Raw genomic sequence first — 24484 nt, 5'->3', positions numbered from 1 at the left:
CGCGGGCAGTGCCCCGCGGACGCCGCCTGGGGAGTGCGCGCCCGGCCGCGGGCACTAAGCTGGAAAGCAATGAAACTCGTTGATCAGCTCCCCGCCCCGGTCGCCCGAATTCCCGGCAGAACCGGCCTCGATCCGGACGAGCTCTACACCAGATTTGTCGAGTGGACCGAAAGCCGCGGGCTGGCGCTCTATACCGCCCAGGACGAAGCCATCATGGAGTTTGCCTCCGGCGCCAACGTGATCCTGGCGACCCCCACAGGCTCCGGAAAGTCGCTCGTCGCGATTGCCGCACATTTCCAGGCCATGGCCCGCGGCCAGCGCAGCTATTACACCGCACCCATCAAGGCCCTCGTGTCCGAGAAGTTCTTCGCCCTCTGCGAGATCTTCGGCGCCGAAAACGTCGGAATGATCACCGGTGATTCCGGCGTCAACCAGGACGCGCCGATCATCTGCTGCACCGCCGAAATCCTCGCCAACACCGCCCTGCGCGAGGGCGCCGCCGCCGAGCTCGGCGCCGTCATCATGGACGAGTTCCATTTCTACGCCGACCCCCAGCGCGGCTGGGCCTGGCAGGTTCCCCTGCTCGAGCTCCCCCAGGCCCAGTTCCTGTTGATGTCCGCAACACTTGGCGACGTCAGCCGCTTCGAGGCGGGCATCAGCGAACTGACCGGTCGTCCGACGACGACCGTCAGTTCCGCGGAGCGTCCCATTCCGTTGCACTACTACTACGAGCAGACCCCCGTCCACGAGACCCTCGAGGAGTTGCTCGCCACGAAGCAGGTGCCCGTCTACGTCGTGCACTTCAGCCAGGTCGAGGCGATCGACCGGGCCCAGAACCTCATGAGCATCAACGTCTGCACCCGTGAGGAGAAGGACAAGATCGCCGAGCTGATCGCCGGCTTCCGTTTCGCCGCCGGCTTCGGCAAGACCCTGAACCGGCTGGTCCGCCACGGCATCGGCGTCCACCACGCGGGGATGCTCCCGAAGTACCGCAGGCTCGTGGAGCAACTGGCCCAGGCCGGGCTGCTCAAAGTCATCTGCGGCACCGATACGCTCGGCGTCGGCATCAACGTGCCGATCCGCACTGTGCTGCTCACCGCCCTGAGCAAGTACGACGGCGTCCGCACCCGGCTGCTGAATTCCCGCGAGTTCCACCAGATCGCCGGCCGGGCCGGCAGGGCCGGCTACGACACGGCCGGGACTGTCGTCGTGCAGGCGCCCGAGCACGTCACCGAGAACGTCAAGGCGATGGCCAAGGCCACGGCGAAATTCGGCGACGACCAGAAGAAACTGCGCCAGGTGGTCAGGAAGAAGCCGCCCGAGGGCTTCGTGTCCTGGGGCGAACCGACCTACAAGCGGCTTGTCGACTCCGTCCCGGACCCGCTGACGTCGAGTTTCACCGTGACCCACGCGATGCTGATGAACCTGATGGAACGGCCCGGTGATCCGTTCACCGCCGCCCGCCGGCTGCTCACCGAAAACCATGAGCCGCGCAGCTCCCAGCTCCAGCTCATGAAGAAGGCCCTCGGCATCTACCGGGAGTTGCTGGCGGCCGGCGTCGTGGAGCGGATTCCGGCCGCCGAGCAGGGCGCGGACGGCCGGACGGTCCGGCTCACGGTCCACCTGCAGGCCAACTTCGCCCTGAACCAGCCGCTGTCCCCGTTTGCCCTCGCGGCGCTGGAGCTGCTGGACCCGGAGTCGCCGTCGTATGCCCTGGACGTCGTGTCCGTGATCGAGGCGACGCTGGAGAAGCCGAGGCAGATCCTGTCCGCCCAGCAGAAGAAGGTCCGCGGCGAGGCCATTGCGGCGATGAAGGCCGACGGCATTGAGTACGACCAGCGCATGGCCATGCTCGAGGAGGTCACCTACCCGCAGCCGCTGGCCGGGATCCTGGGCGAGGCGTTCGACGTCTACCGCAAGGCCGCACCATGGATCGGCGACTTCGAGCTGGCGCCAAAGTCCGTGGTCCGTGACATGTACGAGCGTGCCATGAACTTCGGCGAGTTCGTGCAGTTCTACGGCCTGGCCCGGTCCGAAGGCATTGTGCTGCGCTACCTCGCGGACGGCTTCAAGGCCCTCCGCCAGACCGTCCCCCGGGACGCGCTCCGCGAAGACCTCGAGGACCTCATCGCCTGGCTGGGCGAACTGGTGCGCCAGGTGGACTCCAGCCTCCTTGACGAGTGGGAGGAGCTCACCTCCGGTGCCGTGCCGACCCGGCACGACGCTCCCCCGCCCCCGCCGCCGTCCCTGACGTCCAACATCCGGGCCTTCCGGGTGATGGTGCGCAACGAGATGTTCCGCCGCGTGGAACTGTTCGCCGACGAGGCCGCCACGGCCCTGGGCGACCTCGACGCCGGCTCCGGCTGGGACGCCGAACGGTGGGAAGACGCGCTGGACGACTACTTCGACGAACACGACGACATCGGCACGGGCCCCGACGCCCGCGGACCAGGCCTCCTCATCATCACGGAGGAGCCCGGGGCGTGGAAGGTCCGCCAGATCTTCGATGATCCGGCCGGCAACCACGACTGGGGCATCTCGGCCGACGTCGACCTGGCGGCCTCGGACGACACCGGCACCGCAATCGTTCGTGTGACGGACGTCAACCGCCTCTAGTCGCTAGTAAACTCGAACAATGAGTGTAATCCGGCCCGCCAGCGCGAACGATGTCCCCGCCATCCTGCGGATGATCCATGACCTGGCCATCTACGAGAACGAACCCGACGCCGTCAGGAACACCCCGGAGATGCTCACGGAGGCGCTGTTCGGCGAGAACCCCCGGGTCTTCGCCACGATGGCTGAAAACGAGACCGGCGACGTCCAGGGCTTTGCCCTCTGGTTCCTGAACTACTCCACGTGGGAAGGCGTCCACGGCATCTACCTCGAGGACCTGTACGTGAGGCCGGAGTCCCGCGGCTACGGCCACGGGAAGGCGCTCCTGCAGCACCTTGCGGCGACCGCAGTTGAACGCGGCTACGCGCGCGTCGAGTGGAGCGTCCTGGACTGGAACGAGCCGTCCATCAATTTCTACAAGAGCCTCGGCGCTTCCCCCATGGAGGAATGGTCCACTTTCCGCCTCACCGGCGGGGCGCTGGAGGCTTTCGGCAACTCCCGCAAGGCGGCGGCCCGTGCCTGACCTGCCGATGACCGGGCTCGCCGCAGCCGCGCTCCTGGAGGCCGGCAGCACCGCGCCCCACATCGTGACCGTGCCCCACATCGTGAAGGCGCGGCACGAGTACCGCGGCGTGCGCACCGCCGAGCACTTCTTTGAGGTGCCCCTGGACCACTTCAGCGAGGACGGATCCGGCGGCGAGACCATCACCGTCTTCGCCCGCGAGTATGTCTCGGCGGACCACAGTGCGGAGGCGGCAGCGGAGTTGCCGTGGCTGCTGTACCTCCAGGGCGGCCCGGGCGGCCGCGGCAACCGGTTTCCGTCCCTGGGCGGCTGGAGCAAAGCCGCTGCGAAGGACTTCCGGATCCTCATGCTGGACCAGCGCGGCACCGGTCTGTCGTCCCCCATCGACCGCAACACGCTCCCCTTGCGCGGCAACGACGCGGACCAGGCGGATTACGTGGCCCATTTCCGGGCGGACTCAATCGTAGCGGACGCGGAGGCCATCCGGCAGGCACTGGGTTCGGCTCCGTGGACCGTCTACGGCCAGAGCTACGGCGGATTCTGCGCGCTGACCTATCTTTCCTTCGCGCCCGAGGGCCTGCGCGAAGTGCTCGTCACGGGCGGCCTGGCTCCGCTGGCGGGCCCCGCGGACCGGGTCTACCAGGCCACCTTCCGGCGCGTCGCTGCACGCAACGCCGAGTACTTCAGCTGGTACCCGGAAGACCGTGCCGTGGTCAGCCGGATCGCCCGGCACCTGCGCGATGTGGAGGAAGTCCTGCCCGATGGCTGCCGTCTGACCGTGGAGCGGTTCCAGATGGTGGGTTCTTTCCTCGGCGGAAACACCCGCGTCGATGCCCTGCACCACCTGCTGGAGGATGCCTTCGTCAGCACCCCCGGCGGCGACCGGCTTTCGGACGCTTTCCTGGGCCAGGTCCACGCGCTCGTGTCCCGGTCCGGCAACCCTCTCTACGCACTCATGCACGAATCCATCTACGGGCAGGGCGACGCCACCGACTGGGCCGCCCTCCGGGCGCTTCAGGACTTCCCGGAATTCCGCCCGGACGTCCCGGAGCCGCTGCTGACCGGGGAGATGGTCTACCCCTGGTACTTCGAGCAGGATCCCGCACTCCTCCCGCTCCGCGGCGTGGCACAGCTGCTTGCCGAGAAGTCCGACTGGACGCCGCTCTACGACCCGGAGCGACTTGCGCTGAACACCGTCCCCGTCGCCGCAGCCGTGTATAGCGAGGACATTTACGTGGATCGTGAGTTGTCCCTCGAAACCGCCGCCGCGGTACGCGGGCTGCAGGTCTGGGAGTCCGCGGACTACCACCACGACGGCATCGCGGACGACGGCGAGGCGATTTTCGCCCGTCTCCTGGGCATGGTCCGTTCCGCCGGGCGCTGACGGCGGACCCGTCCCGGGGCCCGCCGGCGCTGCTACTCCACGTCGCTCAAACTCGTCCGCGAGTCTTCCGCCAGGCGGGCGTCCAGTTTCGCTTTGGAGGCCTTGGAGCTCATCAGGCTGGCGATGACCGCGACGATGATCGTGGCGATGATCACCGCGAGGGAGACGTACGTCGGGATCTCGGGAGCCCACTCGATGTGCCTGCCGCCGTTGATGAACGGCAGCTCGTTGACGTGCATGGCGTGCAGGACCAGCTTGACGCCGATGAACGCCAGGATGACCGAGAGCGCGTGCTTGAGGTAGATCAGCCGGTTCATGAGCCCGCCCAGCAGGAAGTACAGCTGGCGCAGCCCCATCAGCGCGAAGAGGTTGGCGGTGAAGACGATGAAGGCGCTCTGCGTCAGGCCGAAGATGGCCGGAATGGAGTCCACCGCGAAGAGCAGGTCCGTCATACCGATGGTCACGAAGACGATCAGCATGGGCGTGAAGACGTTCCGGCCGTCCACCACGGTGCGAAGCTTCCCGCCGTCGAACTTTTCGGACATGGGAAGGATCCTGCGGATCCGGGCGATGAGCGGGTTTTCTCGGTCCTCCTCGTCTTCGCCTTCGTCCTGCGCCTGCTTCCAGGCGGTCCAGAGGAGGAAAGCGCCGAAGATGTAGAAGACCCAGCTGAACTGTTCGATCACGATGGCACCGAGCAGAATGAAGATCCCGCGCAGGATGAGCGCGATGATGATGCCCACCATGAGCACTTCCTGCTGGTACTTACGGGGCACGGAGAAGCGCGCCATGATGATGATGAAGACGAAGAGGTTGTCGATGCTGAGGCTGTATTCCGTCACCCAGCCGGCGATGAACTGGCCGCCGTACTCGGGGCCGGTAAAGGCGAACATGGCGCCGGCGAACGCCAGGGCGAGTGCCACGTAGAAGGTGACCCACAGCCCGGCCTCCTTCATGGAGGGCTCGTGCGGGCGTTTCAGGACCAGCAGCAGGTCAACGGCGAGAATGATGCCGATAACGACAAACGAGCCAATCTCAAACCAAAGGGGAAGTTCAGGCACGGGGATACCTTTCGCAGGGTACAACTCAGCGGTGCAAGTCTCTCCGGTTGCCCGGACCCGGTATGACCGGCCGGCAGCCCGCTACGCCCGGCAAGGCATCTGTGCCGTGCGTGTTGACGATCGTAGCGCTTGGGATACTCCCCTACGTTGGACCAACTTTACCCTAGGCGTGCCCCGCGGACTGCATCTGCCGCAGTTCTTTCTTGAGTTCCCCGACCTCGTCCCGGAGCCGGGCAGCGAGCTCGAACTGGAGTTCCCCTGCCGCGGCGTGCATCTGTTCCGTGAGTTGTTCGATCAGCCCCACAAGGTCCTCGGCCGGAGCCGCCGCGAGCCCGTCGGCCCGGACCTTCGATGCGCCCTTGCCCTTGCCGCGCGTCTTGCCGGCGGCGGCCAGGAGCTCGCGGGTGTCCGCGTCCTCCTTGTTGATCTGGTCCGTGATGTCGGCGATCTTCTTCCGCAGGGGCTGCGGGTCGATGCCGTGTTCGGTGTTGTACGCCACCTGGATTTCGCGGCGGCGGTTGGTCTCGTCGATGGCCTTCGCCATGGAGTCGGTGATGCGGTCCGCGTACATGTGGACCTCGCCGGAAACGTTGCGGGCGGCGCGGCCGATAGTCTGGATCAGCGAGGTCGCCGAGCGGAGGAAGCCCTCCTTGTCCGCGTCGAGGATGCTGACGAGGGAGACTTCCGGCAGGTCGAGGCCTTCACGGAGCAGGTTGATGCCGACGAGGACGTCGAAGACGCCCATCCGGAGTTCGCGGAGCAGCTCCACGCGGCGGAGCGTGTCGACGTCGGAGTGCAGGTATTCGACCTTGACCCCGTGGCCCAGCAGGTAGTCGGTGAGGTCTTCGGCCATCCGCTTGGTCAAGGTGGTGACGAGGACGCGTTCGTTCTTCGCGGTGCGGGTCCGGATCTCACCCAGGAGGTCATCGATCTGGCCCTTGGTGGGCTTGACGATCACCTCGGGGTCGATCAGGCCGGTGGGACGGATGATCTGCTGGACGTAGCCGTCGGACTTGCCGAGCTCGTATTTGCCCGGCGTGGCGGACAGGTAGACCGTCTGGCCGACGCGGTCCTGGAACTCGTCCCACTTGAGCGGCCGGTTGTCCATCGCTGAGGGCAGCCGGAAGCCAAAGTCCACGAGGTTCCGCTTGCGGGACATGTCTCCCTCGTACATGGCGCCGATCTGCGGCACGGTGACGTGGGATTCATCGATCACCAGGAGGAAGTCGTCCGGGAAGTAGTCGATGAGGCAGTGCGGCGCCGTGCCGCGGGCGCGGCCGTCGATGTGCGAGGAGTAGTTCTCGATGCCGTTGCAGAACCCCATCTGCTGCATCATTTCCAGGTCATAGGTGGTGCGCATCCGGAGCCGCTGGGCTTCGACCAGCTTGTTCTGGCTCTCCAGCACGGCGAGACGCTCGGCAAGTTCGTCTTCGATCCTCTTGATCGCCCGGCCCATGCGTTCCGGACCGGCCACGTAGTGCGAGGCGGGGAAGACGTACATTTCTTCCTCGTCCCGGAGCACTTCGCCGGTCAACGGGTGCAGGGTGTGGATGTTCTCAATCTCGTCCCCGAAGAACTCGATCCGGATGGCAAGCTCCTCGTACATCGGGATGATTTCCACGGTGTCGCCGCGGACCCGGAACGTGCCGCGGTGGAAGTCCATGTCGTTGCGGGCGTACTGCATGGAAACGAATTTCCGGAGGAGGTCGTCGCGGTTCATCTCCGCGCCCTTGCGGAGGGTCACCATGCCGGCGATGTATTCCTCCGGGGTGCCGAGGCCGTAGATGCAGGAGACGGTAGCCACGACAATCACGTCCCGGCGGGTCAGCAGCGCGTTGGTGGCGGAGTGCCGGAGCCGTTCGACTTCCTCGTTGACGGAGGAGTCCTTCTCGATGAAGGTGTCCGTCTGCGCCACGTACGCTTCGGGCTGGTAGTAGTCGTAGTAGGAGACGAAGTACTCGACCGCGTTGTTGGGCAGCAGTTCGCGGAATTCATTGGCCAGCTGCGCGGCGAGGGTCTTGTTCTGCACCATCACCAGGGTGGGCCGCTGGACCTGCTCGATCAGCCAGGCCGTCGTCGCACTCTTACCGGTGCCGGTGGCACCGAGCAGCACCACGTCCTTCTCGCCGTTCTTAATGCGCTCGGTGAGTTCGGCAATCGCTGCGGGCTGGTCACCCGCGGGCTGGAACTCGCTGATGACCTCGAAGGGCGCCACGACCCGGTTGATTTCCTGGGCAAGACTCATGCATCTAATCTACCGCCGCCCACCGACTGTATTCCTTGATTCAGCTTTGGGCGGTACCGGAGGCTGCCGGGGACGCGCTGCCCGCTGTCGTTTCGGTGCGGTACGACGGCGGCTGCCAGCCGGTACGCGCCACCCAGGCGTCCATCCGGGGCGCAGCGTATTCCGTGAACCAGCCCTCCTTGTCCGCCGCGTAGCCGGCGGTGGACTTATCGACGTCGTGCAGCTCGGCGGCCCGGCATTTCTCCGCCACGTAGTCCGCCCGCGCTCCGGCGTCGGACCGCAGCCAATCCCGGAAGCAGAGCGCGTACCGCCATCCGGGCGACCCGGCGGCGCGGAGGTGGAGGTTGACGGGACGGCCGGGATCGGCGTTGCCGTGCAGCCGCTTTCCCCAGTCCGCCGGGTCCGGGTGCGAGGGCTTGGGGTTATCGGAGATGATGCCCGGCCACCGGGGGAACCCCGCCGCGGCCAGCAGCGGCGAAATCCGGTCCGCCGCGGCGAGGTCCGGGACACTGAGTTGGAGGTCGATCACGTCCTTGGCATCGAGCCCGGGGACAGCTGTTGAGCCGATATGGTCCACCGCCAGGACGTCCTGCGGCACCGCGGTCTCCAGCCGTGCGATCAGCCGGCGCGCCTGGGCGTCCCAGTCAGGATTCGCGGCCTTGAGGACCGGGCCGCCCTGCCGGGGCGCGATCCTTTCGGCGGCCAGGTTCTGCGCGAACGGAACGAGCCGCTGCTCCCACAGCCGGTCGACCGTATCCCGAAGCTCCTCCCGCGTGCCTGAATTGTCCAGCACGACGTCGGCCGCCGCCAGCCGGTCTTCCCGGCGGGCCTGGGCGGCCATCCGGGCGCGGGCCTGGCTGATGGTCATGTGCCGGTGTTCCACCATGCGCTGCACCCGCACCGCGTCCGGGGCGTCAACGACAAGGACCAGGTGGAAGTTGCTTCCCTGCCCGGTTTCCACCAGGAGGGGAATGTCCTGGATGACGACGGCGGTGGCCGGGGCGGTCGCGATCATCGCGGCGGCGCGTTCCCGAACAAGGGGGTGGATGATGCCGTTCAGCACGGCCAGCCGTTCCGGGTCGCCGAAGACGAGGGTACCGAGCCGGGCCCGGTCCAGGCCGCCGTCGGCGGTCAGTATGGCGGAGCTGAACGCGTCGACCACCTCCGCCAGCCCGGGCGTGCCCGGCTCCACAACGTCCCGGGCCAGCGCGTCGGCGTCGACCACGACGCCACCGAGCTCGCGCAGCCGCGAGGCCACCACCGATTTCCCTGAGGCGATGCCGCCCGTTAACCCGATCTTCAGCATCCCACCAGACTAAACTGATCCGGTGGCAGATGACGCGCTTTCTCTTCAGAGCAGGGCCGCGGTCTATGCAACCCTTGCCGACGGGCCCGGGTTCCGCCGCGAAATCGACGTCAGACGGTCCCGTTTCATCACCGTCCTCCGCCGCACCGGGGACGAGGCAAGCGCCCGCTCCCTGCTGGCCGGGCTGCGCAAGGAATTCCACGACGCGCGGCACCACTGCTCGGCCTTCGTCATCGGCCCCGACCGCGGCGTGCAGCGTTCCAATGACGACGGTGAGCCGTCCGGCACGGCTGGAACGCCGATGCTCGAGGCACTATTGAAGCGTGAGACAGCCCCCGGAATCGCGGACCTCAGTGACGTCACCGCCGTCGTCGTCCGCTATTTCGGCGGGATCCTGCTGGGCGCCGGCGGTCTGGTGCGGGCCTATTCCGAATCGGTCTCCGGCGCCCTGGACCTCGCCCCGCTGGTGCAGCGGCGCCGGTTGCGGATCTGCTCGGTGCGGGTGCCGCATGCCGCTGCCGGACGGCTGGAGAACGACCTCCGCGCCGCGGGCTATGTCATGGCAGGAACCGGCTACGAAGCCGAGGCAACTGTCCTGGGGCTCGCCCTCCCGGACGAACCGCTCGCTCTGGCCCGGGCCGCCGAGCACTTGGCGGCCATGACGGCCGGGAACACCTCGCTGCTGCTGCAAGGAACGGAGTGGATCGATGTCCCCGTCAGCTGAGCGCTGCCACACCGTCGCGCTTGTGGACGTCAGCGACGACGTCCTGGAGGCGCTGCTCGCGGTGGCGATCAAGGACGCCGACGCCGACGAGGTCACCCCGCCGCTGGGACGTGCCGCCGGCTGGAACCCGGAACGGGTTCGCTGGTTCCGGGAATACCACCACGCCGCCGCGGCCGGGCTGGACGGACCCGCGCACCAGCAGACCTGGGCCATTAGCTGGAATGGCCAACTTGCCGGTTCCATCCGGCTCAGCCGGCAGGTGCGCGCCGGACGCGTCGCCCCGTGGGACGCTTCGTCAGGCGTTTCGTCAGGCGTTTCGCTGGAGACCGGGATCTGGCTGGGACGGAGCTTCCGGGGCCGCGGTATCGGCACGCAGGCTCTCCAGTTGGTCAAGGCGGTCGCCCGTGCGTTGGGAGCCGACACCTTGGAAGCCGACACCACCGCGGGCAACAGTGCCGCGCAGGCCCTCCTGCGCTCCGCCGGCGCCACGGTGGCCCTCCGGGACGCGTCCGGCGGCCCCGGTGGAGCAGCGGGAATGGTGCAAGCCCGGATCCTGCTGGGCTGAGGTGTTGCATGGCCCCGCGGCTGAGAGCATGCACGGGGACATGCCCCACCCTGGGGGCCAGCGATGGACATGATGCCCGCATGCCCATCCCTGATCCCCAAGACTGGACATGTCTCCCCGCAGCGAGCGGCACCAAGATTGGGCATGTCCCGTTCTGGGCGCGGGCGATGGACATAATGCCCGCATGCCCATCCCTGATCCCCAAGACTGGACATGTCCCCCCGCAGCGACCGGCACCAAGATTGGGCATGTCCCGTTCTGGGCGCGGGCGATGGACATAATGCCAATATGCCCATCCCTGAGCCTCAAGACTGGACATGTCCCCCCGCAGCGACCGGCACCAAGATTGGGCATGTCCCGTTCTGGGCGCAGGGGATCGACATAATGCCCGCATGCCCGTCCCTGAGCCCCAAGACTGGACATGTCCCCCCCGCGACGACGGCGCCAAGATTGGGCATGCCCCCTGGCCAGCGAAGGGACGCGGCAGGCCCGGGCTTTGGTTAGTGGGCGATCTCCCAGATGTGGCCGGCGGGGTCGCGGAAGCAGGCCGTGCGGATCCCCCATGGCCTGTCCATCGGGCCGTTGAGCATCTGCACGCCGCGGCGTTCCAGTTCGACGCACATGGCGTCGACGTCGTCCACCTCGATCGTAAATTGCATGCGGGATCCCGCCAGTGCGCTGGCCACCGGCGCCGGATGGATGAGCTCGGCAGCCTCGGAGTCCTTCAGTAGATTGACCATGGTGTTTGCGAACTTGAAGACGGCCGAAGCATCGTCCTCAAAGACGAGCGGCAGCCCGAAGACTTCCTGGTAGAAACGTTTGGTGGCTGGCAGGTCGGCGGCAAACAGCGTGATGGCGCCAATCCCTTTGGGCCAGGCACCGCCGTCCTCACCGTTTGCTGACGCCTGAGCTGCTTCCGATGCTTCAACCATGGATGTCCCCCTGGGGTGTGTTCTTCCTGAAATCGGACTTACGGTTCCGTCAACAGCCCGGCGCTCAACAGGCCGGTTGCTGCGGCGCCGGTCCGGCTTGTACCACCCGGGCCGACGGCGTCGCCGGACAGCTCAAGCGCAGGCATGCCAACGGCACGTCGCAGCTCGAGGCTACCTGAATTTTCGACGAAATATCCTCCAGCCTCTTCACTCGTGGCCACTTTGCCTGCATGGCTTAAACGAAAGGTGGCCGCCCCTTAGGGACGGCCACCTTCACGGTGCTACTTCAAGCTACCAACTGCCTGGACTCCGGGAGCGGACTCCCGAAGTCTTAAGGGCAAATTAGTTGCCGGTCAGCTTCTCGCGCAGTGCGGCAAGAGCCTCGTCCGATGCAAGCGTGCCTGCACCGGTCTCGGTTGCGGCCGGCTCGGAGGAGTAGCTGGTGGTGCCGGAATCGCTCTCGCCGGACGTTGCTGCTGCAGCGTCGTCGGCAGCGTGCTGGGCAACCTGCTTCTTGTGGGCTTCCCAGCGGGTCTGGGCGTCAGCGTACTGCTGCTCCCAGACGGCGCGCTGCGTCTCGTAGCCTTCAAGCCACTCGTTGGACTCCGGGTCGAAGCCCTCCGGGTACTTGTAGTTGCCCTCTTCGTCGTACTCGGCGGCCATGCCGTAGAGAGCCGGATCGAATTCGGTGCTTTCGGCGTCAACGCCCTCGTTAGCCTGCTTGAGGGAGAGGGAGATGCGGCGACGCTCAAGGTCGATGTCGATGACCTTGACGAACAGCTCGTCACCAACGGAGACAACCTGCTCCGCCAGCTCAACGTGGCGCACGGCCAGCTCGGAGATGTGGACCAGGCCTTCGATGCCGTCTTCAACGCGAACGAACGCGCCGAACGGAACCAGCTTGGTGACCTTACCCGGCACAACCTGCCCGAGGGCGTGGGTGCGGGCGAAGGTCTGCCACGGATCTTCCTGCGTAGCCTTGAGCGAGAGGGAAACACGCTCGCGGTCCAGGTCGACCTCGAGGACCTCGACGGTGACTTCCTGGCCAACTTCGACAACCTCGGACGGGTGGTCGATGTGCTTCCAGGACAGCTCGGAAACGTGAACGAGGCCGTCTACGCCGCCCAGGTCCACGAATGCACCGAAGTTGACGATGGAGGAAACGACGCCGGGACGGACCTGGCCCTTTTCCAGCTTGTTGAGGAACGTGGAGCGGACCTCGGACTGGGTCTGCTCGAGCCATGCACGGCGGGACAGCACAACGTTGTTGCGGTTCTTGTCCAGCTCGATGATTTTGGCTTCGATCTTCTGACCGATGTACGGAGCGAGGTCGCGCACACGGCGCATCTCGACGAGGGATGCCGGCAGGAAGCCGCGCAGACCGATGTCGAGGATAAGACCACCCTTGACAACCTCGATGACGGTACCGGTGACAACACCGTCTTCTTCCTTGACCTTCTCGATGTCGCCCCAGGCACGCTCGTACTGAGCGCGCTTCTTGGAGAGGATCAGGCGGCCTTCTTTGTCTTCCTTGGTGAGCACCAGGGCTTCGACGAGATCGCCAACGGAGACGACGTCTCCGGGATCAACATCGTGCTTGATGGACAGCTCGCGGGAGGGAATGACACCTTCGGTCTTGTAACCGATGTCGAGCAGAACTTCGTCGCGGTCGACTTTGACGACGGTACCTTCGACGAGGTCTCCGTCGTTGAAGTACTTGATGGTGGCGTCGACTGCTGCGAGGAAGTCCTCAGCGGTACCGATGTCGTTAATCGCGACTACGGGGGTACCGGGCTTCTCGGTGGAGGTGATGGTCATGTAGTAGGGGCTCCGTTGTGGATAGTGAGTCGGTCAGGCAAACCGCTTCACCTGCATTATGGAATGCAGGCCAAGAACACGGCTTCACAGCAAGCGATCCGCCGGGTCATCCTGATTTTGTGGATTGTAGATGCGCGCACGTAGTACACGCCCGTTTAGTCTAGTCGTTTCCGGGAACGCGGGTCAAAGCGCGCAGGGGCCGCCGCCATGGGAAGCGGGCCGCAGGAAACGCACCGGCGAGCTAGAAGTGCGTGAGGCAGTGCGGCGGGCGTTCGACGGCGAACATGAGCCGCGCCGTCAGCGCCGCCCCGGCTGTGTGCTCGGTGATCCGGCCGGCCGCTTTCAGGGTCACAGGACAGACGGCGCCCAGATAGACGGAGCCGAGATCCGCGACATCAAGCGACAGATCCGGTTCTGCTTCCGGGGCCGGCGTCACCGTCGCTTCTCCCCCGACGATCTTTACGGCGAAGGTCCCGGCAGCGAAACCCAGGCTGTCGGTCACGCGGAGCACCAGGGACCCGTCGGCGGAGTAGCGCCGGGCGCCGAGCGCCTTAGGGGTGTCCAGGATCCGGAGCCAGAGCATGTCCCGGGCCTCCGAAGCATCAACGCAGCGCGGATCCCTGAGGGCCCAGGGCAGCGGGTCGTCAACGGGTGCCTCGTCCCAAGTCACGCGTTCGACGAGGTCGATGGCTCCGAGGTATTGCCACAGTTCCAGGTAGCCCGCATCGGTGGCCGCCACCAGGTCGACGACCTCCATCGTGTAGGGGGTGCTGGACCAGCCGCCGAACTTGTAGGACACGTAGCCGTCCACGTCGCCGTCGGGGCCGTAGTGCAGCGCAACCTTGACCTTCGGGTCCTCACTATCCTCCCGGCTGATAGAACCGGAGACGAACTGCCGGTAGAACTCGTGCCGGCCTATGGAACCCGGCGTCAGGCGGTGAAGGCGGTCGAAGATCACCGGAGCCAACGCAAGGAGCACCTTGGGATCAGCCACCTCGACACTGCCGACCGGGGCGTGGTTCACGACGAAGCGGGCACTAGTGTCGACCTTGATCGACTGCTCCGACGTCGCGACGCCGAAGCCGAAACGCCCGTAGATGGAGGCTTCCGAGGCGGTCAGTGCCGCCATCGCCAAGCCCTCCTGATGTGCCAGCCCCAGTTCCTCGGCCATCATGCGGCGCAACAGCCCGCGGCGGCGGTGCGAGGTCCGTACGGTTACGGCGGTCACGAGTCGGGTGTCCAAGAACCGCCCGAAGCCAATGTTCAGCGTCTTGTTCATCGTGCCGAAAGTCGCCACCGGCACGTCGGCGCCGAGTGCGTGGTCGGCGACGGGCCCGGCGTAGTAGACGCCTGTCATCGTCCGACTGTCCGCGCGCTGCATCTCGAGGCCTCTATCGACCCGTTCATCGCTGCGGCGGGCATCGTGGAAGCCGAATGCAACGGCCCGCATCCAGGCGACGGACTCCGGGTACCCCGGGTCGTCCTTGGCCGCCGGTTTGAACCGCCTGATTTCGTACTGCTCTGCCATGTGCTTCTCCCCCTGGAATCCTGCCAATCCCGCGGTGCCGGCGGCGCCGGCACCGGTAAACCGTTAGTGCCCCGCCTCGTACCAGCTGGAGCCGACGCCGATCTGGACGTCCAGCGGAACGGTGAGGTCCGCGGCCGAGCCCATTTGTTCGGTCACGAGCTTCTCGACGGCCTCGCTTTCGCCGTTGGCGACTTCGAGGACCAGTTCATCATGGACCTGCAGCAGCATCCGCGATTTAAGGCCCTGCGCCGCCAGCGCGCCGGAGACGCCCAACATGGCGCGTTTGATGATATCCGCGGCGGACCCCTGGATGGGAGAGTTCAACGCCACCCGCTCCGCGTTCTCGCGCAGCTGGCGGTCAGTGCTGGTGAGGTCCGGGAGGTAACGGCGGCGTCCCTCGATCGTGGCGGTGTAGCCGTCGATCCGCGCCTGGTCCACCACTCCGCGGAGGTAGTCGCGGACGGCGCCGAACCGGTCGAAGTAGTCCTTCATGAGGGTCCGGGCCTCGTCCACGGAGATCTCCAGCTGCTTCGACAGGCCGAAGGACGTGAGACCGTACGCCAGGCCATAGGACATCGCCTTGACCTTCGAACGCATGGCACTCGTCACCTGGTCTGTGGGCACATGGAAGATGTTGGAGCCCACGAACCGGTGGAGGTCTTCGCCGTCCTTGTACGCCTGGATCAGCCCGGCGTCACCCGAGAGGTGGGCCATGATGCGCATCTCGATCTGGGAGTAGTCGGCGGACAGCAGGCATTCATAGCCCTCGCTGACCACGAAGATGCCGCGGACGCGCCGGCCTTCCTCGCTGCGGATGGGGATGTTCTGCAGGTTGGGGTTGTTGGAGGAGATCCGGCCCGTGGCTGCGACGTTCTGCGCGTAGGTGGTGTGGATCCGGCCGTCTTCCGTGACGGACTTCTTGAGCGACTCCAGCATTTGGCGCAGCTTCGACGACTCGCGGTGCGCCATGAGCTGGACCAGGAATTCGTGCCCGGTCTTTTCCAGCAGGTTCTTGAGCGAGGCCGCGTCGGTGGTGTAGCCGGATTTGATTTTCTTGGTTTTCGGCAACTGGAGTTCATCGAACAGCACCGTCTGGAGCTGCTTCGGCGAACCAAGGTTGACCTCGTGGCCGATCGCGGCGAAGGCGAGCTCCTGGGCGTTGTCGATCACCTTGGCGAGGTCCGACAGCTGCTCGTCCATGCGCGGCATGTCGATGGCGATGCCCGCGAGTTCCATGTCGGCGAGAACCCGGCTGACAGGCAGTTCAAGGGTGGTCAGCAGGTCCTGGGCTTTGCGTTCCTTCAGTTCCGACTCGAAGTAGCGGCTCAGGGCCAGGACGACGGCGGCCACGTGGACCAGCGCGCCGGCGGCGGCGGCGTCATCGCCGTCGAACGCCAGCTCCAGCTGGCCTGCCTTCGCGGCCTCGGTGGATACCGCAATGTTGAGGTGGTGCTGCGCCAGCTCCGCGAGCTCGTAGCTGCGGCGGTCGGGCTGGATGAGGTAGCCGGAAATGGAGGTGTCATCCACGACGCCCTCCAGTTCCAGGCCGCGGGCGGTCAGAGCCTTCAGGGCAGCCTTGAATCCGTGCATCACCTTCGGTGCTTGGGCGTCACGCAGCCACGCGGCCAGGACGTTTTCGGCGGCGGCGTCCTGGCTGGCCAGGTCGATGTAGACGGCGGCGTCGTCGCGGACGATCGCCACCGCCGCCGCGTCCTCGCCGATCCGGCCAGGCACAAGATCGACCGCGACGGCGGACCGCTTGCCGGCGGCGGCCGCGAGGAAGGCGCTCAGCTCGGCGGCGTCTGCGGGGACGGCGAAGTCCGGAGTATCGAGGCTTTCCCGCTCGGCTTCGGTCACTTCACTGCCGTACAGGGCAAACAGCCGGGTGCGGATGGTCTTGAATTCAAGGGCGTCGAAGAGCTCCTCAAGGGCGCCCTGGTCCGGCCGCGGCTCCGCGAGGTCCTCGAGCGTGACGGGCAGCTCCAGATCGGTACGGAGCCTGTTGAGCCGCCGGTTGCGCTTGACGTCCTCGACGTTTTCGCGGAGGGAATCCCCCACCTTCCCGCCGATCGCCTCGAGGTTCTCCAGGACACCCTCCAGGCCGCCGTAGAGGTTGATCCATTTGGCGGCCGTCTTGGGGCCGACGCCGGGAACACCCGGGAGGTTGTCCGCGCTCTCGCCGACCAGGGCGGCGAGATCCGAGTACTGGGCCGGGCTGACGAAGTACTTTTCCTGGATAGCGTCCGCGTCCATCCGGGGAATGTCGCTGACACCCTTCTTCGGGTACAGGACGAACACGTTGTCCGTGATGAGCTGGAACGCATCCCGGTCGCCGGAGACCAGCAGCACCTCGTAGCCGGCCTTCTCACCCATGGCGGCGAGGGTGGCCAGGATGTCGTCGGCCTCCCAGCCGGGCATCTTGATGGTCTTGATTCCCCAGGCGCCCATAACCTTGTCGATGAGGTCGATCTGGCCGCTCATTTCCCGCGGCGTCTCATTTCGTCCGCCCTTGTAGCCGTCGTACTCGGCCTTGCGGTGCGTGGTGTCGTCGGAGACGTCGAATGCCACCGCCACGTGGGTGGGCTTCTGTTCCTTGATGAGGTTGATCAGCATGGACGTGAAGCCATGCACGGCGTTGGTGTGCTGCCCCGTGGCGGTGGAGAACTTGTCCGCAGGCAGGGCGAAGAAAGCGCGAAACGCCATCGAGTGGCCGTCGAGCACCAGCAGCCGGGGCTGGTCCGTGACGGGGATGACCGGCGCCTCGGTGGCGGAAACCTCCGCGCCGGCACGGCGGGACTTCGCCGCCGGTTCGGCCACAAGCACGGAACCGCCAGCCGCTGCATCAGTCAGGGTGGCAGTTTCAGCGCTGACGGCGGTGACTGCGGCAGAAGGGGCAGGGGCCGGTTTGGTAGTTTCACTCACAGGTGCCAGCCTAGTTCCCATGATGGACAATTTCACGCCCGGACCCTACGCGGCCGAACTCGCAGCGGCCGGAGTTCCCGAGGACATGCACGATTGGCTGGGCCGGTACGGTGTCGGCGCCCTCGTGGTGAAGATGGGGATCCGCTTCCTGGAGATGAGTCCGCAGCGGACTGTGGCCACCATGCCGGTCGAAGGCAACACCCAGGTGGCAGGCATCCTGCACGGCGGCGCGCACGTGGTTCTCGCCGAGACACTCGGCTCCTTTGCCGCCGGGATGCATGCAGGCCCGAAGCGGCAGGCGTTGGGGATCGAAGTCGGCGCGACCCACCACCGTGCGATTTCCGAAGGGCTCGTGACCGGCACGTGCACGGCCATCCACCTCGGGCGGACCCTCACCACGCATGAAATCGTCATGACGGACGAGAAGGGGCGCCGGCTCTCCACGGCCCGGATCACGAACCTCATCCGCGATATCGCGGACTAGGCGGGCGGCGGACTCCCGGCAGCCTGGGGCTTGCTGAAACGGTAGTGCAGCTCCATGATTCCGCGGCCCATGGTGCGGGACGAGATCAACTCCAGCGGCGGCGTCGGGCCTGACAGCGGGAGCACGGGCTTGCCGTTGCCCAGCACCACCGGAATGATCGAGATGATCAGCTCATCCAGGAGCCCGGCCTCCGCGAACTGGGCCGCCAGGACTCCCCCGCCCACAATCCAGACGTTCCTGCCGCCGGCGGCCTCGTGGAGGTCCCCGACGAACTCCCGGACCGGCCCCCGGACAAACGTGATGTCGGTGCCCCGGGGCGCTGAGAGCTCGTGGTGGGTGAAGACCCAGCAGGGTGTGGCAGGGTAGGGCCAGCTGCCGGCTTCGTGCTCCGTCAGCCAGGCGTACGTTTCGCCCCCCATGACGATGCAGCCGACGTCGGCCATGAACGCGTCGTAGCTTTCCTTGCCGCCGGAGAACCCGTCGAACTGGATCAGCCAGTCCAGCCCGTCATCGGCCGTGGCGATGAATCCGTCGAGCGATGAGGCAACGAAGTACTGCAGACGCGGCATGGCGCCAGCTTAGCCACTTCGACCACGGGTTCCCAGAGCCGGGCTTCCCGTCGCCTGCGCCTACTTGCTGAAGTAGGGAATGATCAGGTAGAGCCCGAACAGGACGGCGATGCCGCAAGCCGCAAAACACACGTAGGCGAGCGGACGGACCCACCCCGGGCTGCTCTCGCGGACATCACCGGCGATAGCGGTGAGCCGGACACCGAGTGCGTAGAGCACAACGATAGTCAGCGCCGCGACGAGGCTCGCGCCCGCGACGGTGATGATTTCCAACCATTTCATCGCTGGACATCCTTATTCTTGCTCGACTTGCCGGCGGACTTCTTCTTGCGGAACAGGACGGCTTGGCCTGCTTCTTCGACCTCGACGGCGTTGTGGTGGCCCACGTGCGATTTCCGCGAGGCGATGAACATATAGACAACGGCGCCGGTGCCGGCGATGGCCGCGATGACCAGGCCAACCACACCGGTCTTGACGAGCAGCGCAGTCAGTGCTCCAACGATCCCGGCAGCCGGCAGCGTGAAGAGCCAGCCGACGAAGATCCGTCCGGCCATGCCCCACCGGACTGTGGTGCCGCGGCGTCCCATCCCGGAACCGATGACTGAGCCGGAGGCCACGTGCGTGGTGGACAGGGCGAACCCGAGATGTGAGGAAGCCAGGATGGCGGATGCCGTGCTGGTCTCGGCGGCGAAGCCCTGTGCCGGCTTGACCTCGGTGAGCCCGGCCCCCATGGTGCGGATAATCCGCCAGCCGCCCGCGTACGTGCCCACTGCAATGGCGAGGGCGCAAGCGGTAATGACCCACCACTGTGGTCCTGAGCCAGCGGGCTGGGTGCCGGCCGCGATCAGGACGAGCGTAATGATGCCCATTGTCTTCTGCGCGTCGTTGGTGCCGTGGGCGAGGGCGACCAGGCTGGACGTGAAAATCTGGCCGGTGCGGAATCCGCCGCGCTTCTGCGTGAGCTTGCCGCCGGTCTCGGGATCGTGCCGGGACGTCAGTGCGTAGGCCAGGCGGGTGCACAGGTAGGCCACGCCGCCGGCGATAAGCGGGGCGAAGACTGCCGGAAGGATGACCTTCTGGAGCAGCGAGTCGAAGTTCACGGAGTGGATGCCGATGCCCGCGATGGCTGCACCGATCAAACCGCCGAAGAGGGCGTGCGACGAACTCGACGGCAGCCCCTTCAACCACGTGATCATGTTCCAGAGGATGGCGCCCATCAGGCCCGCGAAGATAATGTCCGGGGTGATCTGGATGCCGTTGGAACCTTCACGGATGATGCCGCCCGAAACGGTCTTGGCCACTTCCGTGGAGAGGAACGCTCCCACCAGGTTCAGCACCGCCGCGAGGGCGACTGCCGTTTTCGGCTTGATGGCACCGGTCGCGATGGGCGTAGCCATGGCGTTAGCGGTGTCATGAAATCCGTTGGTGAAGTCGAAGAACAGCGCCAGCGATATCACTAGCGCCACCATTACGGTGATTTCCACCTGTTGCCCAATCTGCAGAGTCGACGGTCAGAAGTTCCACTTCCCCGTTGCCGCATTGCGCGCGTTCGTCCGCTGTCAAGGGACGACGCAAGACGTGCGGCAAAGCAGCTTGAAACCTTATCGATGGTACGTGGGAAAGACGGCTCGGCAAAACATCAGCCCGGGCCCCCGGAAGCCCCGGGGTTGGCAGCGGACGGGCGGATCGCAGACGCCGGATGCCGGACGCCGGTTGGACGTCCGGCATCGGGCACTGCCGTGCGGCGTGAGCCTATGCGTGAACCTTGGCCCGGTCTGCCGGGCTGTGGGCGGGAGGAACACCTTCCCCCACCTGGCCATACAGCCAGTCGTTGTACTGGAAGTCGCCGTCCTTGCGGCTCTTGAACAGCAGGTTCCGCAGGACGCGGGCGAGACCCGAAACGTGCCAGGATTCACCCCAGATACGGGCTGTGCGCTGGACCTTGGCCGTGCGTCCGGCGCGCTGGGCGTTGAAGTCCCGGATCGCATCCTCCCAGGCCGCCGGGTTGATGCCCTCAGCCGTGAACACCGTGCCGTGGCTGGCGTCCTGCAGCACCGCTGCGTCCTCCAGGGCCTGGCAGGCGCCCTGGGCGAGGTACTGCAGCATGGGGTGGGCAGCGTCACCCATGAGGACCATCCGGCCGGCGACCCAGTTTTCGATCGGGTCGCGGTCGTACATGGGCCAGCGGATCCCGGTGGCCAGGTTCTTCAGCGCTTCCTGCACGGCCGGGACGCAGTCCCTGTAGGCTGCCTCGAGCTCGTCCACGCCGCCGTACTGTTCCTCGCCGCGCTCGAACGATGCGGATTTGAAGACGGCCACCGTATTCAACAGCTCACCCTTCCGCAGGGGGTACTGCACCAGGTGGCAGTCCGGTCCAAGGTAGACGATCACATCTTCGAGGTCGGCCTTGGGTGTGTTCTCCGTGATGGGGACGGTGCCGCGGTAGGCCACGTAGGCGGACGGCACGGGGGCGTCGTCCGCCACGAGCGGGCGGAGGGTGGACTTCAGGCCATCGGCGCCGATCACGACGTCGGCCTCGTAGTCCACGCCGGCGGCGGTGTGGGCAACCCCACGGCCGTTCACGGTTTCCACGCTCTCGACCAGGACGTCGTTGACAAGCTTGACGCCCGCCGCCTCACAGCCTTCGAGCAGGACGCGGTGCAGGTCGCTGCGGTGGATCACAACGTACGGAGCGCCGTAGCGTTCCGCGAATTCGGCGCCCAGCGTCTGACGGGTGAGTTCCTCGCCGGTCACGGCGTCGCGGAAGACGAGGTGCTTGGGCTGGACACCGATTTCGAGTGCCTTTTCGAGCAGGCCCCAGCGCTTCAGCACGCGGGATGCGTTCGGGGCCATCTGCAGGCCCGCGCCGACCTCACCGAATTCCGGGGCCCGCTCCACGAGGGTGACGTCGGCGCCGTTTTCACGCAGGGCGAGGGCTCCGGCCAGGCCGGCCATTCCCCCTCCGATGACGAGGACATCGGTGGACGTGGCGTGCTCAGACATTGCTTGCTCCTTGAGGGATTGAGGGTGAGATGGAGGCCGGATGTGAGGCTCGTGCCTTCAGCTTGATGCCGATGGCGGCGAGCAGCACTGCGGCGATGGCGGCTGCGCCGGCGAAGGCGAGGAAATTCGAGTTGACGCCCAGCCCGGCGGCCAGCAGCAGGCCACCGACCTGCGGTGCGGCGACGGCGCCGATCCGGCCGACGCCCAGGGCCCAGCCCAGGGCGGTTCCCCGGAGGTGTCCGGGATAGTGTCCGGCGACCGCGGCGATGACCAGGCACTGCGTGCCGTGGGTGCCGATGCCGGCCAGGACGAGCATGAGGTAGACGACCATGACGGACGGGCCGCTGACGAGCACCACGAGGGCGCCCGCGGCGACGGCGGCTGCGGCGATGGCGGTCGGCGCCGGACCGAAGCGGGTGCCGGCCCAGGCGGTGAGGACCGAACCGGCCACCGCGCCGAGGTTCAGGGCGAGGGCGAAGGTCAAAGCAGACCCCAGGTTGTACCCCGCCAGTTGCATCAGGTTAGGCAGCCACGTCCCGAGGCCGTACCAGGCGAAGAGTGTGGCCAGCGTTGCCAGGGCGAACAGGACGCTGATCCCGAGGTAGGGGGCACGCAGGAGCGACGCGAAGCCGGCCGGCTCCTTGATCGCGGGGTCGCCCGCCGCGGACGTGCCGGCCGGGGCCAGCGTTTCCGGAAGATAGAGCAGGCCGAGCGGGACAACCACCATCAGTGCGACGACGGCGACCAGGAACATGGCCGGCCAGCCGAGGGCCGGAATCAGCGGAATGCCCACAAGGGCGGCGACGGAGCCGCCGATAGGCACGCCGGACATCATCAGGGTTGCGATCGTGGAGCGCCACTTGTCGGGGACGAGTTCGGCGACCAGGGCGTTGGCCGATGGCACGAGGCCGCCGAGTCCAATCCCGGCCATGAGGCGCATGGCACCGAAGACGGGAGCGTTGGGGGCAAAGGCGCACAGGATGGTGAAGACGGAGAAGACGATCGCGCAGCCGAGGATGGTGCGGCGACGGCCCCAGGAGTCGGCCATGCGTCCGGCGAAGATGGCTCCGATCATCATGCCCAGGAAGGCCATGGACCCGATAGTCCCGGCTGTGGCCTTCGTCAGGCCCCAGCCGGTTTGGGAGATCAGGGAGGACTGGACGGTGCCGTAGACGATCAGGTCGTATCCGTCGAAAACTACGAGGAGCCAGCAGACGAGTACGGCCGCGGCCGATGCCCGGGAAGACCGGAATGCCGGCCCATCCTCGGTCGTGGAAATGGCGATGCCTGGTGCGGGCCGCTCCGGCGCTGCAGCGGAAGGTTTGTGATTCATACCACTACTTTCGTGGCGGGCGTCGACGAACCACAATACAATTCTGATGTGCAGAACAACCCGTCAGCCAAGGCCGCGAGGCGGCCGGCACAGAAACGGCCGACGTATTCGGTTGAAGCGGTAGACAACGCCTTGCAGCTGCTGCAGTTACTTCGCGACGGCGGAGCGCTGCGGCTCAAGGATGCGGCCTCAGAGCTCGGCGTGGCGCCGTCCACTGCGCACCGGCTTCTCGCGATGCTTGTCTACCGCGGCTTCGCCGTCCAGGACGAGAACCGCCGATATGTGCCCGGGCCGGCGATGGGCGTGGGCCCGGCGGGACTGAGCTGGACGAGGCTGCTGCGCAGGATCGCCCAGCCGCATATGGAGGTTTTGTCCGGCCAGCTCAACGAAACCGTGAACCTCATGGTGCGGGTGGGCACGAAAGTCCGGTTCCTGGCCACGGTGGAAGGAAACAACGTGTTGCGGGTGGGTGACCGGCAGGGCACGGTGATGCCTGCCAACAAGACCTCGGGGGGCAAGGCGATGCTGGCGGAACTGGAGCCGTCCATGATCGAGCAGCTGTTCCGCAGCAACAACGCTGAAATCGGCGGCGACGTCATTCCGGACAGTGAATACACGGCCTTCCTCCGTGAACTCGAGGCGATCCGGAGCAATGGGTTTGCCGCCAACTTCGAGGGCACGGAGGAAGGAGTCAGCGCCCTCGGTATCGCCCTGCACAACGGGCGGGGCGAAGTGGTGGGGGCGCTCAGCGTCGCCACGCCGGCCACCCGGTTCCGCAGCGTATTCGACGCCGGACTGGTCCCCGCTTTGCGCGAATGCTGCCGCCAGCTGGAGATCGACATCGCCGCCAATCCCGCCGATCCGGACTGAGTCAGGCAGCCCAACTGACTCGCAGTTAAGGCCGTTTTGAGGGCTCATAACGGCCTTAACTGCGAGTCAGTTGGATGGCAATTCTGACTGGCAGAATATGCTGGGGGTCACACACCGGGATCCGTAGAGTCGTACTACGCCAAAGAACTGTTCTGACCTACCGAGGAGGCCCACGTGTCCATCAGCGCCGACAACACGACTCATGAATCAGTGGCCGCGGGGCACACTGCCCCGGAGCCGACGCCCGAAGAGGCTGCCCAGCTCAAGGAGCTGTACCGGGATTTTGACCGGGAGAACCTGATTCCGTTGTGGACGGAGATCGCGGATTTGATGCCGATGGTCCCGGCCCCGAACGCAGTCCCCCACGTCTGGAGGTGGAGCGACCTTTACCCGCTGGCGGCCCGGGCCGGGGATCTGGTGCCGGTGGGCCGCGGCGGGGAACGCCGCGCCATTGCCCTGGCGAACCCGGGCCTGGCCGGGACGCCGTACGCCACCCCGACGCTGTGGGCGGCCATCCAGTACCTTGGTGCCCGGGAAACCGCCCCGGAACACCGGCACTCCCAGAACGCGTTCCGCTTCGTCGTCGAGGGCGAAGGGGTCTGGA

19 protein-coding genes and 1 pseudogene are annotated in these 24484 nt (G+C 66.3%); 8 read left to right on the top strand and 12 right to left on the bottom strand.

Features of this window, described 5'->3' with window-relative positions:
- Nucleotides 1-69 precede the first annotated feature (69 nt).
- From AC1DES_RS15090 to AC1DES_RS15080, 3 genes are read left to right on the top strand one after another with little or no spacing between them, the layout of a single operon-like run.
- Nucleotides 70-2616 carry a DEAD/DEAH box helicase gene (locus AC1DES_RS15090; RefSeq protein ID WP_476896521.1) on the top strand — a complete coding sequence of 849 codons (2547 nt, stop codon included), beginning with the start codon at nt 70-72 and terminating at the stop codon, nt 2614-2616.
- Nucleotides 2617-2635: 19 nt separating this feature from the next.
- Nucleotides 2636-3136 carry an N-acetyltransferase family protein gene (locus tag AC1DES_RS15085; protein ID WP_476896520.1) on the top strand — a complete coding sequence of 167 codons (501 nt, stop codon included), beginning with the start codon at nt 2636-2638 and terminating at the stop codon, nt 3134-3136.
- A complete protein-coding gene (locus AC1DES_RS15080) occupies nt 3129-4520 on the top strand; it encodes an alpha/beta fold hydrolase (RefSeq protein ID WP_476896519.1) in 1392 nt (463 codons plus the stop codon). The genes AC1DES_RS15085 and AC1DES_RS15080 overlap by 8 nt, the downstream gene beginning before the upstream one ends.
- Before the next feature lie 32 nt (nt 4521-4552).
- Here the strand turns inward: AC1DES_RS15080 and AC1DES_RS15075 are convergent, their stop codons facing one another.
- The 3 genes from AC1DES_RS15075 to coaE all read right to left on the bottom strand — a co-directional run bounded on the left by AC1DES_RS15075 (nt 4553) and on the right by coaE (nt 9132).
- Nucleotides 4553-5581 (bottom strand): TerC family protein, encoded by a 1029-nt coding sequence (locus tag AC1DES_RS15075; protein WP_476896518.1) that lies wholly within the window; start codon nt 5579-5581, stop codon nt 4553-4555.
- Between the two features lie 163 nt (nt 5582-5744).
- Nucleotides 5745-7826: an excinuclease ABC subunit UvrB gene (uvrB, locus tag AC1DES_RS15070; RefSeq protein WP_476896517.1), complete on the bottom strand. Its 2082-nt coding sequence runs from the start codon at nt 7824-7826 to the stop codon at nt 5745-5747.
- Between the two features lie 40 nt (nt 7827-7866).
- Complete coding sequence (gene coaE, locus AC1DES_RS15065; protein ID WP_476896516.1) at nt 7867-9132, bottom strand: dephospho-CoA kinase; 1266 nt, start codon at nt 9130-9132, stop codon at nt 7867-7869.
- A 22-nt stretch (nt 9133-9154) separates the two neighbouring features.
- On the opposite strand from coaE, the gene AC1DES_RS15060 reads away from it, so the two are divergent.
- Both AC1DES_RS15060 and AC1DES_RS15055 read left to right on the top strand, forming a co-directional pair.
- Nucleotides 9155-9856 carry an IMPACT family protein gene (locus AC1DES_RS15060; protein ID WP_476896515.1) on the top strand — a complete coding sequence of 234 codons (702 nt, stop codon included), beginning with the start codon at nt 9155-9157 and terminating at the stop codon, nt 9854-9856.
- Nucleotides 9840-10421, top strand: coding sequence for a GNAT family N-acetyltransferase (locus AC1DES_RS15055; protein WP_476896514.1), 582 nt, complete (start codon nt 9840-9842; stop codon nt 10419-10421). The genes AC1DES_RS15060 and AC1DES_RS15055 overlap by 17 nt, the downstream gene beginning before the upstream one ends.
- A gap of 500 nt (nt 10422-10921) precedes the next feature.
- Here the strand turns inward: AC1DES_RS15055 and AC1DES_RS15050 are convergent, their stop codons facing one another.
- The 4 genes from AC1DES_RS15050 to polA form a co-directional block, all read right to left on the bottom strand.
- Nucleotides 10922-11353 (bottom strand): VOC family protein, encoded by a 432-nt coding sequence (locus AC1DES_RS15050; RefSeq protein ID WP_476896513.1) that lies wholly within the window; start codon nt 11351-11353, stop codon nt 10922-10924.
- Nucleotides 11354-11695: 342 nt separating this feature from the next.
- The gene (rpsA, locus tag AC1DES_RS15045) at nt 11696-13171 is read right to left on the bottom strand and encodes a 30S ribosomal protein S1 (protein ID WP_476896512.1); all 1476 of its coding nucleotides are present in this window, start codon (nt 13169-13171) and stop codon (nt 11696-11698) included.
- Nucleotides 13172-13412: 241 nt separating this feature from the next.
- Entirely contained in the window at nt 13413-14699 is a 1287-nt protein-coding gene (locus tag AC1DES_RS15040) for a GNAT family N-acetyltransferase (protein WP_476896511.1), read from the bottom strand.
- Between the two features lie 63 nt (nt 14700-14762).
- Nucleotides 14763-17402 carry a DNA polymerase I gene (polA, locus tag AC1DES_RS15035; protein WP_476896614.1) on the bottom strand — a complete coding sequence of 880 codons (2640 nt, stop codon included), beginning with the start codon at nt 17400-17402 and terminating at the stop codon, nt 14763-14765.
- 238 nt (nt 17403-17640) lie between these two features.
- On the opposite strand from polA, the gene AC1DES_RS15030 reads away from it, so the two are divergent.
- Nucleotides 17641-18105, top strand: a complete 465-nt coding sequence (locus AC1DES_RS15030) for a hotdog fold thioesterase (RefSeq protein ID WP_476896510.1) — start codon at nt 17641-17643, stop codon at nt 18103-18105.
- On the opposite strand, the gene AC1DES_RS15025 is transcribed toward AC1DES_RS15030, so the two are convergent.
- From AC1DES_RS15025 to AC1DES_RS15005, 5 genes are all read right to left on the bottom strand, one after another.
- Nucleotides 18102-18674, bottom strand: coding sequence for a dihydrofolate reductase family protein (locus tag AC1DES_RS15025; RefSeq protein WP_476896509.1), 573 nt, complete (start codon nt 18672-18674; stop codon nt 18102-18104). The genes AC1DES_RS15030 and AC1DES_RS15025 overlap by 4 nt on opposite strands.
- Nucleotides 18675-18734: 60 nt before the next feature.
- On the bottom strand, nt 18735-18956 hold the full coding sequence (locus tag AC1DES_RS15020) for a hypothetical protein (RefSeq protein WP_476896508.1): 222 nt from the start codon (nt 18954-18956) through the stop codon (nt 18735-18737).
- On the bottom strand, nt 18953-20158 hold the full coding sequence (locus tag AC1DES_RS15015) for an inorganic phosphate transporter (RefSeq protein WP_476896507.1): 1206 nt from the start codon (nt 20156-20158) through the stop codon (nt 18953-18955). Before AC1DES_RS15015 ends, AC1DES_RS15020 begins: the two co-directional genes overlap by 4 nt.
- Nucleotides 20159-20426: 268 nt before the next feature.
- Complete coding sequence (locus tag AC1DES_RS15010; protein WP_476896506.1) at nt 20427-21677, bottom strand: FAD-dependent oxidoreductase; 1251 nt, start codon at nt 21675-21677, stop codon at nt 20427-20429.
- A complete protein-coding gene (locus AC1DES_RS15005) occupies nt 21670-23010 on the bottom strand; it encodes an MFS transporter (RefSeq protein WP_476896505.1) in 1341 nt (446 codons plus the stop codon). The genes AC1DES_RS15010 and AC1DES_RS15005 overlap by 8 nt, the downstream gene beginning before the upstream one ends.
- Before the next feature lie 48 nt (nt 23011-23058).
- Between AC1DES_RS15005 and AC1DES_RS15000 the strand changes: the two genes are divergently transcribed.
- Both AC1DES_RS15000 and AC1DES_RS14995 read left to right on the top strand, forming a co-directional pair.
- Nucleotides 23059-23880, top strand: coding sequence for an IclR family transcriptional regulator (locus tag AC1DES_RS15000; protein ID WP_476896504.1), 822 nt, complete (start codon nt 23059-23061; stop codon nt 23878-23880).
- Between the two features lie 174 nt (nt 23881-24054).
- A pseudogene (locus AC1DES_RS14995) lies at nt 24055-24484 on the top strand (cupin domain-containing protein); the annotation flags it as partial.

The sequence above is a fragment of the Arthrobacter sp. 05T442 genome (genome assembly GCF_056395945.1).
This window is presented reverse-complemented; position numbering and strand designations above follow the sequence as displayed.

Bases quoted from the DNA above. Each gene is read 5' to 3' on its own strand.
- AC1DES_RS15090 (WP_476896521.1), top strand. From the start codon at position 70: ATGAAACTCGTTGATCAGCTCCCCGCCCCGGTCGCCCGAATTCCCGGC.
- AC1DES_RS15085 (WP_476896520.1), top strand. From the start codon at position 2,636: ATGAGTGTAATCCGGCCCGCCAGCGCGAACGATGTCCCCGCCATCCTG.
- uvrB (WP_476896517.1), bottom strand. From the start codon at position 7,826: ATGAGTCTTGCCCAGGAAATCAACCGGGTCGTGGCGCCCTTCGAGGTC.
- coaE (WP_476896516.1), bottom strand. From the start codon at position 9,132: ATGCTGAAGATCGGGTTAACGGGCGGCATCGCCTCAGGGAAATCGGTG.
- AC1DES_RS15055 (WP_476896514.1), top strand. From the start codon at position 9,840: ATGTCCCCGTCAGCTGAGCGCTGCCACACCGTCGCGCTTGTGGACGTC.
- AC1DES_RS15050 (WP_476896513.1), bottom strand. From the start codon at position 11,353: ATGGTTGAAGCATCGGAAGCAGCTCAGGCGTCAGCAAACGGTGAGGAC.
- rpsA (WP_476896512.1), bottom strand. From the start codon at position 13,171: ATGACCATCACCTCCACCGAGAAGCCCGGTACCCCCGTAGTCGCGATT.
- AC1DES_RS15040 (WP_476896511.1), bottom strand. From the start codon at position 14,699: ATGGCAGAGCAGTACGAAATCAGGCGGTTCAAACCGGCGGCCAAGGAC.
- polA (WP_476896614.1), bottom strand. From the start codon at position 17,402: ATGGCGTTTCGCGCTTTCTTCGCCCTGCCTGCGGACAAGTTCTCCACC.
- AC1DES_RS15030 (WP_476896510.1), top strand. From the start codon at position 17,641: ATGATGGACAATTTCACGCCCGGACCCTACGCGGCCGAACTCGCAGCG.
- AC1DES_RS15025 (WP_476896509.1), bottom strand. From the start codon at position 18,674: ATGCCGCGTCTGCAGTACTTCGTTGCCTCATCGCTCGACGGATTCATC.
- AC1DES_RS15020 (WP_476896508.1), bottom strand. From the start codon at position 18,956: ATGAAATGGTTGGAAATCATCACCGTCGCGGGCGCGAGCCTCGTCGCG.
- AC1DES_RS15010 (WP_476896506.1), bottom strand. From the start codon at position 21,677: ATGTCTGAGCACGCCACGTCCACCGATGTCCTCGTCATCGGAGGGGGA.
- AC1DES_RS15005 (WP_476896505.1), bottom strand. From the start codon at position 23,010: ATGAATCACAAACCTTCCGCTGCAGCGCCGGAGCGGCCCGCACCAGGC.